The organism is Gammaproteobacteria bacterium (genome assembly GCA_013816845.1).
Lineage (GTDB): Bacteria > Pseudomonadota > Gammaproteobacteria > DSM-16500 > DSM-16500 > Aquicella.
The window spans coordinates 735,148-745,187 of record JACDDU010000001.1 but is presented as its reverse complement, the minus strand read 5'-3'; the positions used below and the strand labels follow the sequence as shown (position 1 = coordinate 745,187).

Here is a 10,040-nt window from a genome sequence, read left to right as displayed (position 1 = left end):
TGTTGTTGTTGTTGTTGTTGTTGTTGTTGTTGTTGTTGTTGTTGTTGTTGTTGTTGTTGTTGTTGTTGTCAGTAATGATGTCATCATAAGTAAAAGGATTTTTTCTTTTTTTAGAGACTATTCTATTTTTCTTTAGGACCTGTGTAAGATTCGAAGGCGCTTGATAAGTTGAATCAAAAAAATGCGGAATTTTAGTTTCTATAAAATTAGATTTCATATTTTTAATGATATGATTACTAATTTCTTTTTCTGCACCAGATTTTAAATTTGCAAAAGGAGTATTGAGATATTTAAATCGTTTATAGCAACAGTTTTTTAAGCAATCATCCATTGTGATGATACTAAACATGTTTTGTTTTCTATTGTTACTAGCAAATACAACATTTTTCCTTTCGTGCACAGATAAAAATTGACCGGAACAATGAGCTTTAATATGCTTATAAAATTCTTGAGAATCATCAATAGTTGGAAATAAAACAATAAAAATTTGAGATGGATCACTGTTAATAGATGGATATAAACTTTTCATTTCCAGAATTGAAGCAAACTGATTTTTAAAATTATATTTAACAAAATAATCCCATTGTTTTTGATTAGCTATTGCCGGTAGAGCTTCAGGAATATTTGCTAAGTTTTCCTGATTTTGATTGGTATCCTCAATTGAAATATTGCTACTGTTTTCAATGATTGAGTCATTTGTGGACGTTGACGGGTTCAGTAAAAAATTCACTGACATGGGGTTAATGGAATGATTCTCGTCTCGATTTTGCATTTTTTTCTCAACTCAATATTATTTAGCATTATTAGATCATATGGTCCTTAACAAAATATTAGCAATATGTTATTCGAATTAGATACCCAATACCTGACCGAGCGTATGATAAATCGCTTTAGAAATAATCCGTTGCAACCATAGGAGGTACGTAAATGGGAGGTTGGTTTATGTGACTTATAACGGATATTGCTGTTTCAATAATGGAAAGATAAATTTATGATAATTAATGAATCGCATAACCTTTAGTTAAATAAGAAGCATACTAAGCCGCACATATTCTAAGCTTAAGGCTGTGATTTTTTAAACTATCATAAAATTCTATCTTAGATCACATTTATCAATACACGTTTTATCATAAAAAAATCCCCAGATAGATGGGAGAATTCTATCTGGGGAAAATGCTCAAGTATGTCGTCAAAATAGAAAGGAGATCCTACTTGAGTTAAACCCTAGAGTTGCTTCAATTGGTTAATATTTTTGATCATGGCGTACTGGTGAATATTTTTAAAAAAAAGTGAACGTTGTAATTCTTGAATTTGCTGCGCACTTGCTAAAATAAAACTTGACCCTAATTTATTGGCTAGACGAAGGACTTCTGTCCGAATCTTACCCGTGATAAGCCATTGATCGGTTTTAGCGATGGTTAAATGCTTGCCCACTGTCGTTAAGGATTGTTTAGCTTCATCGTAATATTTCTCAATGAGTACACCCATTGATGGAATATTAAAGTAACACGTAGGAAGTCGAGGGATAACGTGTACAAGGCTAAGTTTAATTTCAGCTTTTTGAGCTTCTTCTGAATTAAACGCTTTTTGAATTTGCAGGACTTCGTTATCAGTGATTGCATTGGTAACAATAAGCACTTGTTTTCTGGTGTCCATGGCTGCCTTCTCCTAAACGCTTTCTTATCTATACAATTTAGTGGGGGATACCAATCATCGCACTAAATAACGCTAATAAAAATTGGGAAAAGACCAGGAGAAAGTACTTACATGTACCTAGCTAATTAAGGGTTAGCCCCATCAGGAAAGCACTAATTTGATTTAGAAAAGTACTAAAAGTTAATATTTGAGTCATTCCTCTTCAATTGCCTCTTCTTGAATGCTATTGGTAAGCACCAATTTCACTAATTCAGGTACTGATTTGACTACCATTTTCTTCATTACCGAGGCTCGATGTGCCTCTACCGTTTTGAGAGAAATTTTAAGTTCTGCTGAGATAACTTTGTTTGGTTTCCCAGCCACAATACCTTGTAGCACTTGAACTTCACGGGGGGAAAGTAAGGCAAATTTAGCACGCGCTTGGGCTGACTCTTGACGCTTCTCGCGATTGGCTTTATCTAAACGTAAAGCTTTGTTTATACTTTCCAGTAAGACTTGATCGTTAAAAGGTTTGGTCAAAAAGTCAATTGCGCCGGCTTTCATTACGCGCACAGCAAGCGGTACATCGCCATGTCCACTGATAAAGATAATAGGTAGGGTTGGTAAGCCTTGCTCATTTAATTTAGTTTGTAACTCAGGGCCACTCATGCCAGGCATTCTGACATCTAGTAATAAACAGCCATGCTGTTGAGGGTCATATTCTTCCAAAAACTCTTGCGCGCGGACGTAAGTTTTAACTTTCAAGCCGATTGATTCAATAATCCATGTTAAAGACTCCACCATAGCGTGATCATCATCGATGATATAAACAATGGGCTCAAGTGTAGACATGTCTTACTCCTATCAAATGGACATGGGTAAAGAAAAACGAATCCAGCTGGAATTATTAGTGTTGGCGTTAATTGTGAATTCACCACCATGCGCTTCAATAATAGAGCGACAAATTGCGAGTCCCATGCCTCTTCCATGGGCTTTAGTCGTGAAAAAAGGGGTGAATGCTTTATGAATAATTTCTTTTGAGAATCCAGGGCCCGTATCGTTCAAAGTAATTTCAATGCATTCAGGCTGAATGAATTTAGTTTGAATGTGGATGCGTTTCTCTTTCAAATGACATTCATTCATGGCTTCAATGGCATTTTGAATCAAATTAAGAATGACTTGTTGAATTTGAATTTTATCAATAAAGATGAAAGGTCCAATCTTATCAAGATTATAATCAATTTTTGTTTTAGAAGTGATGAGTTCATGGCGAATTAAACTGACCGTTTCGCGAATCATATTATTAATTTTACAAGGTGTCTTAACGAGTTGTCCTTTGCAAAAGAAATTTTTCAGACGATGAACAATTTCCCCGGCACGCTCAGCCTGCACGACTGCTTTTTCCATGACATTTTTTAATTGATCGCGATCGTGATCACTCATTTGCAAATGGCGTACACAACCCCGCGTGTAATTAACAATCGCAGCCAGAGGCTGACTAATTTCATGTGCCATACCGGAAGCCATTTCTTCCATGGTACTTAAACGAAATACGTGCGCAAGTTGTTGTCCCCGCAAACGGGCTTTTTTATCGAGAACGCGATCAGTGATATCCCGCGATGCAAGTTGGATTTCACTTAAACTTCGATCATGTTCATCAATAATTAAGCGAATGTTACTTTCAAACCAACGATATTCTCCTTCCTTTCTTTTTATTCGATAAACAATCGGACGGTTGTTAGAATCTTCACGTCGTTTATTAAAGGCTTTTTTCACTTTGGCAAGATCGTCGTGGTGAATCAGTTTGAAAATATTTTTATCAATTAACTCATCAAATTTATAACCAATTGAAGTTTTACAAGCAGGTGATATATACAAATACGTACCATCGGGTGTGTGTGTGGAAATAACATCCGTTGCATTTTCAGCTAGTAAATGAAAGCGTAATTCGCTTTCTCGTAAACGGCGCTCATTTTGTTCCAAACTGTTTAAAGCTTCAATGTTCAGCATGTTGACCGCTGAAAAACTAGTTAGGAGAGAGGTTAAATGTGAGTGAAGTTGTTCCTTTACTTTAAGTACGTCATTTAAGTCTTTTTTATAGGTGGAAATATTATGATGGATAAGTAAAGCGGTAATTTTATGTTGCTCATTCGGAGGAAGCGTGCAGAGCGTAGATCGACAGAACCCTTTGACACCATTTTTACGAGTGAAAGGTGTTTCTTCCTGCCATTTTTTTTGGCCGGCATTAATTTCTTGAATTATTTTAGGGAAAGGATAATTACGGTCATAAACAAAATTGATCGACCAGCCAATTGCTTCGCGTTTGGAGTAGCCAAATAAGGCAATAGCAGCTGGATTCCAGTTGATCACTCGTCCTGCTTTATCAAGAAGAACCGCACTATCGCCGATGGCATCAAATAATCCTTGGCCGTCCATATTCGTTATTCCTTTAACGAGACGCTTAAATTGATCGTGCCTTGATGCTAAGATTGCCGGAACAAATTGCCCACATATCATATCATGTCATTCTCAAGTTTTCATGGACTGGATGTTGGAAGATTGATGAATGTAATTCTTTGAGTGAGGTTACTACCTGATGCGAATACATATCTTAGGCATATGCGGTACATTTATGGCCGGCTGTGCAGTCCTTGCATGTGAAAGTGGAATGGCGGTCAGTGGCTCTGACATGAATATTTACCCACCGATGAGTACACAGCTAAAAGAAGCCGGTATTACCTTATTCAATGGCTACGATCCGAAACATTTGGATTTAGATGAAATTGATTGTGTAGTAGTTGGTAACGCAATCAAACGAGGCAACCCTGCGTTAGAGTATATTCTCGCTAAAGGAATTTACTATACGTCAGGTCCTGCATGGCTTTTTGAGCAAGTGTTAAAAAAACGCTGGGTTTTAGCTGTGGCAGGCACGCATGGCAAAACAACAACCAGTAGCATGGTTGCTTGGATATTAGAAAAGAATAAAAGAGAACCTGGTTTTTTAATCGGCGGTGTGCCGCAAAATTTTGGAATTTCGGCAAAATTAGGAGGGGGCAAATATTTTGTCGTTGAAGCGGATGAATACGATGCCGCATTTTTTGATAAACGCTCTAAATTTGTTCATTATCGTCCCAAGACCCTCGTTTTAAATAATTTAGAATATGATCATGCAGATATATTTCCAAATCTAGCAGCTATCCAACTTCAGTTTCATCATTTAGTTCGAACCGTTCCACCCAATGGCTGCATTATATATCCCCAAGAAGATGCTAATTTAGAAAATGTTTTAGCCAAAGGATGTTGGACACCTTTAATCACATTGGGTAATCAAAAGGCCAATTGGCAAGCTAAATTGGTGAAGCCCGACGGGCAGCTATTTGACGTCTTTTTTAATAATAAAGAAGTGGGTAGGGTAGAATGGGACTTATTGGGCGCTCACAATGTTCATAACGCATTAGCCGCGATTGCTGCAGTTCATCATATAGAAATTACGCCTCAAGATGCTGTCGCTGCTTTATCAACTTTTCAGAATGTTAAACGCAGAATGGAAGTGCGCGCCAATCTACATGGTATAGCGATATACGATGACTTTGCACATCATCCAACTGCAATTCAAACCACCTTAGCGGGTTTACGAGCGCACGTGGGAAAGCAAGCGAGAATTATTGCTATTCTTGAGTTTGGGTCCTATACCATGCGTGCAGGAGTACATAAGGAGAAAATGGCTCAAGCACTTTCTGAAGCTAATCTTGTTTATTGTAAAAAAACTGAATTAGATTGGGGGATGAATACCATGCTTGCCGATTTTAAACAGCCAACGCATTCATTCGCCACCGTTAATGACATGGTTGAAGCGCTTACGCCAACGTTACTACCTGGCGATCATGTTATTATAATGAGTAATTCGGGTTTTGATGGTATGCACCAGAAGCTGATTTCAGCAATCGAAAAAGGTTGAATTTCACAATGCAAGATCATGATGATAAAATCAATTTTGAATTCACCAAGTCCGGTGCGTGGCTTGGATTTATCGCTTATGTTATATTATGTTTATTAGTTATTTTGTTAGTGTAGCGAACATGATGAATGAAAAATTACCCAAAATTATTGTAACGACTGCGCCTAGTTTTGTAGCTGAGCAATCAGACCCTGCGATTCGTAAATTTGTTTGGTCTTATGACATTACCATCAACAATGAAAGTCAATCCATTGTTCAGTTACTTACTCGTTATTGGAAGTTGGTTGATATGACGGGTAAGATTGAGGAAATTCAAGGTGTGGGTGTTGTGGGTTTGCAACCGCTACTTAAACCAGATCAACCTTTTACTTATCGGAGTTTCTGCCAACTCGCCACTCCACAAGGAACAATGGAAGGCTTCTATGTCGTGCAAGATCTTGTGGGCAATCAATTTGAAGTAGCCGTGCCTAAGTTCATGCTAACCGCACCTATTAGTCTAGCCGAACCTGATCGTTCTAAATTGCATTAATTGCATTATTGTGTAACTATTTTTGATTTTCTCTCTTCTTCAGTTAAAAACCTAATTAAAAGTAAAATTCTATTCTTAAGATTTCCTTAAGTAAAAGTTAATACACTTTTAGGGTCTTAACGATTTAGGCTTAAGCTTTCTATGAATGAAAGCGTTGTTAATTATCTAAGGAGAGAAAAATGTCCCAAATCAAATCATTCTTAAAAATCAAACAAACCCTAAGAGAAATCAGCGAAGCTGGATCAAACCGTCATCAAGAATTATTAAGTCTCAAAAGTCTTGTTTGGGAGTTGAGCTCACCAGGCGCTTATCTAGATGGTCCAAATAATACCAAGTTTTATTTAGATACGGATTATAATCTAACTGCACCGGGAAATTTTGGCAGGGATGATATCAGCAAAGAAGAAAAAGCAAATAGAGAAATGAAAAAAGCGTTAATTGTCATTGGCGCCATGATTGATTTAAACAATAAAATAGCAAATGAATCTAAGTATCGTCTCTATGTACTTAATCCTAAAAATAGCGCTTTATATAAAGCTATCGATGAGAAAGTCATTGCTTCCATGACTGATGAAGAGAAGATTGTTGCTTCTGAGGCTTGGAAAGTTTACCAACAATCAAGTTATCGTAATGAACACCAACAACTTCTTAAGAAGATACAAAGTCAACCTAAGCTTCACCATTCCACGACTTCCGACTTATTGCAAAAATTCGCTGGGGATCGTAAACACCATAAAGCCTTTTTAAAAGAAATCAGAAATTTTAATAAAGATGATTTAGATGAAGTTGATATCATTGAGCGTCAAGCGCCTTTAATTTTGAAAGTTTTATCAGTTGCTGAACAGCCAAAACCTCGTGAACATGAAGTTACAGATAATACAATGTTTGCAAAAATTAAAAATGTTGCCAACATCTTTAAACATGGTGCCGCTAATAAAAATGAAGAAGTGCAAGTTAGTCCACCTTCACCTCGAAATAAGCAGTAAGGTTTCATGCACTGCGGACTTAGTCAGTCCGCAGTTTTTTTTAACAATAGAATTGCTTTGGTGCATGCTTCATATCAGTAAAGTACAAACTAAGGATTAAGGCATTATCTTTGATTGATATTTCTATCTAAACAACTAGTTTATGCAATACATAATAAAAAATCGTTTCTGCAACATGTTAATAATGTTATGAAAAGATACGCTTCAGCGTCATAAGGTTTCTGAGAAATTTTCAAAAAGATACTGGATAAATAACTATTCAGCGTTATTTTTTCCGAGGCTTACGTTTTTTTGAAAAAATTGTTTGGTAAATACCAATTAAGTTCCATACGAAAAAAATAAATGAAATCAATTTTCGAACCTTTCTCATTCTCGTTCCCTCTTGCGATCCTATGAATCCTTATTTTAACAAAAAATTAACCATCGATTGCATTTATTTAATTCAATAAATGTTTAGATTGGTCTGCAAGTATTTGTAATGAAAATATTATCACTAGATCAATAAATTGAGCTCTAGTACCTTTTATATCTTTTTTTTTGGTAATTTGATTTCCAAAAACATCGATGTAACTAATCCAAACCGTGCCTTCTGCTTGAGATTCATTATTTGCGTGTGGAACTTTGTCTGGGCCTGCTATGCCCGTAATGGCAATGCTTACCTGAGCTTGACTATTCTTGAGAGCTCCCGCAGCCATTTCCACCGCAACTTCTTTACTAACCGCGCCATGCATTTGTAATGTGGTAGGTTTAACGTTAAGTAAACTTTCTTTAGCAGGATTAGAGTAAGTGATGTAGCCGCGCTCTAAAATAGATGAGGATTTAGGCTCTTTGCTTATTTGATATGCAAGCCCCCCACCGGTACATGATTCTGCTGTAACCAAAGAAAGATTTTTTTCTTTAAAATGTTGACCAATCTTGATAATTAAAAGATTAATTTCCTGATTCATAAACCACCCTCACATTTCATTATATTTTACTATTAATAGTTGGTAAGAACGAAGTCGATTGAATTGTTATTATAAATCTATGAAATACATAAGAAAATATTACTATTGATCTCATCTATTAAAATTATCCATGGATAAATAAACATCAGCTTGATCTGGTGTTACGTATTTTAAATGATGAAATATCTTGCCGTGGATTTTTATACCTTTTTAGTTTAAATTCGCCCCATAATTATTAAAAAAATTGGGAAGGTTAATGTCAACATCGAGAAATTATTACGACGTTTTAGGGGTCAGTGCTTTTGCAACGCCTGAGGTTATAAAAGCTGCCTATCATAAAAAAATTCTAATGCTCCATCCTGACAAACACCCTGTTGCGATTTCGGAAGATAGTACGCTATTTCAAGAAGTTCAGATCGCTTACGAAACGCTTTCCGATGTCGTTAAACGTTCTGACTATGACTTAAGTCATTTGACAGGATCATCCACACCCGATTATGAAGTATCTTCCTCAGTAGATCCTGATGAGTTAGACATTACACAAAATGAATATTATTTTCTCCATTCCATAGCTGAAGATATCGGTTTAGATTTATCTTACATCACAGAATGTTATAAAAAAGATGATGGACGTTATGATAGATTGTCTGGATTAAGGGTTTATTTAGAAAATTTTAAAACAAAATCTAATCCTGCATTGAGTATTAATGAAGCGCTCAATACAACGGATCAAGAAATGACTAATTTAATCACTTGTACAATTTTGATTGAGGAAAGGTATTTGAGTATGGATCAAGCTAAAGCTTTGTCCGAAACAGAACGCCTCGCTATTGCTACAATCCCTATTGAAGGTCATTATATTAAGCGGTGGTGTGAAGCGGCCATGCAAAAGTTAAAAGCCTTGAATGTGCCCAACACAGCGCAACAATCAGAAATGCCTACTACGCAACTTACTCAGACGCACACCATTTTCTTTAAAGCACAGCCCACACGTAAACCAAAGGTAGTCATTAAAGATAGTTTTATTGGCGACCTGGCTCGATATACGGGTTTAAACGAAAACTATTTACAGCAATGTTATAATCAAGATAGCGATGTATTCAGCAAAATTTCCTTACTAAAAAGTTATTTGCATAACTTCCATAAAAAACAGTCTTTGCCCGCATTGTCTTTAGAGGAAGTTTCAAAGCTAACCGACCAACAAGTAACAAACTTATATACTGCCTATGACTTAGTGAAGCATAGCTTGCTCTCTTTAAAAGAAGCAAAAGATTTGACTTCTGGTGAACAACATTGTCTTGCAATTACTTCGATATATCCCAATCAATTAAGTTGGGCGAATGAAGCTTACGAAAATCTTTTAAATTTCCGCAATGAATCGCAGCTTAACTTCAATCGTGGTAGATTTTAGCGGATAACAATAACACAGCAAAAAATTTCTCAATCAATTAACGACGGTTGAATGCAACTTTAGCCTGGATTTCTTTCATTTAGTCCAGGCTAAATTTATATGATGAGTGACTTATGCGATAAAATTTTGTTCCTATCCTTTACGCAGAGGAGAGGGTGAGGAAGAATTGTTTGGTACGTTTTGTTCAAGTATAACTCTAGTACCATGTTTACATCTGCCTTCTGCAACTTTAAATAAGCCTTGATCGCCGAAATAACCAGTCGTTTGAATAAAGGGTTTTTCAACTGCCTTATATTTTATCTTTAAATCATCCCACGCAGTGGCTTGTTTTTCTTTGGTGGGAAAAGTGAATAAAGTAGCCTTGGGATTGCAATCATTACCTAACCTTCCTTTGCCTAATAATATTGTGTTCCTCGTCATAATCATTACCTCTATTTTATAGTTAGTTTATATTTGCAAAAAGAATATCATACGCGGGTAGAGGAGGTCTATTGGGGAAGTTTAAGGGTTAGATGAGACTATCTCTATAACTAATCACATTAATTACCAAGGATGGGATTGTTTAATATGGTAG

10 protein-coding genes are annotated in these 10,040 nt (G+C 36.2%); 4 read left to right on the top strand and 6 right to left on the bottom strand.

Annotated elements, in window-relative coordinates:
• From H0W64_03445 to H0W64_03430, 4 genes are all read right to left on the bottom strand, one after another.
• Positions 1-772: hypothetical protein (locus H0W64_03445; protein ID MBA3660757.1), on the bottom strand; the 772-nt coding region annotated here is incomplete at its 3' end.
• 452 nt (positions 773-1,224) lie between these two features.
• Entirely contained in the window at positions 1,225-1,656 is a 432-nt protein-coding gene (locus H0W64_03440) for a hypothetical protein (GenBank protein ID MBA3660756.1), read from the bottom strand.
• A gap of 192 nt (positions 1,657-1,848) precedes the next feature.
• Positions 1,849-2,487, bottom strand: coding sequence for a response regulator transcription factor (locus H0W64_03435; protein ID MBA3660755.1), 639 nt, complete (start codon positions 2,485-2,487; stop codon positions 1,849-1,851).
• A 12-nt stretch (positions 2,488-2,499) separates the two neighbouring features.
• On the bottom strand, positions 2,500-4,071 hold the full coding sequence (locus H0W64_03430; protein MBA3660754.1) for a PAS domain S-box protein: 1,572 nt from the start codon (positions 4,069-4,071) through the stop codon (positions 2,500-2,502).
• A 160-nt stretch (positions 4,072-4,231) separates the two neighbouring features.
• On the opposite strand from H0W64_03430, the gene mpl reads away from it, so the two are divergent.
• From mpl to H0W64_03415, 3 genes are all read left to right on the top strand, one after another.
• Positions 4,232-5,593, top strand: coding sequence for a UDP-N-acetylmuramate:L-alanyl-gamma-D-glutamyl-meso-diaminopimelate ligase (gene mpl, locus H0W64_03425; protein MBA3660753.1), 1,362 nt, complete (start codon positions 4,232-4,234; stop codon positions 5,591-5,593).
• A gap of 121 nt (positions 5,594-5,714) precedes the next feature.
• The gene (gene apaG, locus H0W64_03420; protein MBA3660752.1) at positions 5,715-6,122 is read left to right on the top strand and encodes a Co2+/Mg2+ efflux protein ApaG; all 408 of its coding nucleotides are present in this window, start codon (positions 5,715-5,717) and stop codon (positions 6,120-6,122) included.
• 179 nt (positions 6,123-6,301) lie between these two features.
• The gene (locus H0W64_03415) at positions 6,302-7,108 is read left to right on the top strand and encodes a hypothetical protein (protein ID MBA3660751.1); all 807 of its coding nucleotides are present in this window, start codon (positions 6,302-6,304) and stop codon (positions 7,106-7,108) included.
• Positions 7,109-7,545: 437 nt separating this feature from the next.
• On the opposite strand, the gene H0W64_03410 is transcribed toward H0W64_03415, so the two are convergent.
• The gene (locus H0W64_03410) at positions 7,546-8,055 is read right to left on the bottom strand and encodes a nicotinamide-nucleotide amidohydrolase family protein (GenBank protein MBA3660750.1); all 510 of its coding nucleotides are present in this window, start codon (positions 8,053-8,055) and stop codon (positions 7,546-7,548) included.
• 256 nt (positions 8,056-8,311) lie between these two features.
• Between H0W64_03410 and H0W64_03405 the strand changes: the two genes are divergently transcribed.
• Entirely contained in the window at positions 8,312-9,466 is a 1,155-nt protein-coding gene (locus H0W64_03405; GenBank protein ID MBA3660749.1) for a J domain-containing protein, read from the top strand.
• 132 nt (positions 9,467-9,598) lie between these two features.
• On the opposite strand, the gene H0W64_03400 is transcribed toward H0W64_03405, so the two are convergent.
• Positions 9,599-9,886 carry a hypothetical protein gene (locus H0W64_03400; protein MBA3660748.1) on the bottom strand — a complete coding sequence of 96 codons (288 nt, stop codon included), beginning with the start codon at positions 9,884-9,886 and terminating at the stop codon, positions 9,599-9,601.
• Between the last annotated feature and the right edge of the window lie 154 nt (positions 9,887-10,040).

Coding starts and splice junctions, on each gene's coding strand:
- H0W64_03440 (MBA3660756.1), bottom strand. CDS start 1,656: ATGGACACCAGAAAACAAGTGCTTATTGTTACCAATGCAATCACTGAT.
- H0W64_03435 (MBA3660755.1), bottom strand. CDS start 2,487: ATGTCTACACTTGAGCCCATTGTTTATATCATCGATGATGATCACGCT.
- H0W64_03430 (MBA3660754.1), bottom strand. CDS start 4,071: ATGGACGGCCAAGGATTATTTGATGCCATCGGCGATAGTGCGGTTCTT.
- mpl (MBA3660753.1), top strand. CDS start 4,232: ATGCGAATACATATCTTAGGCATATGCGGTACATTTATGGCCGGCTGT.
- apaG (MBA3660752.1), top strand. CDS start 5,715: ATGATGAATGAAAAATTACCCAAAATTATTGTAACGACTGCGCCTAGT.
- H0W64_03415 (MBA3660751.1), top strand. CDS start 6,302: ATGTCCCAAATCAAATCATTCTTAAAAATCAAACAAACCCTAAGAGAA.
- H0W64_03410 (MBA3660750.1), bottom strand. CDS start 8,055: ATGAATCAGGAAATTAATCTTTTAATTATCAAGATTGGTCAACATTTT.
- H0W64_03405 (MBA3660749.1), top strand. CDS start 8,312: ATGTCAACATCGAGAAATTATTACGACGTTTTAGGGGTCAGTGCTTTT.
- H0W64_03400 (MBA3660748.1), bottom strand. CDS start 9,886: ATGACGAGGAACACAATATTATTAGGCAAAGGAAGGTTAGGTAATGAT.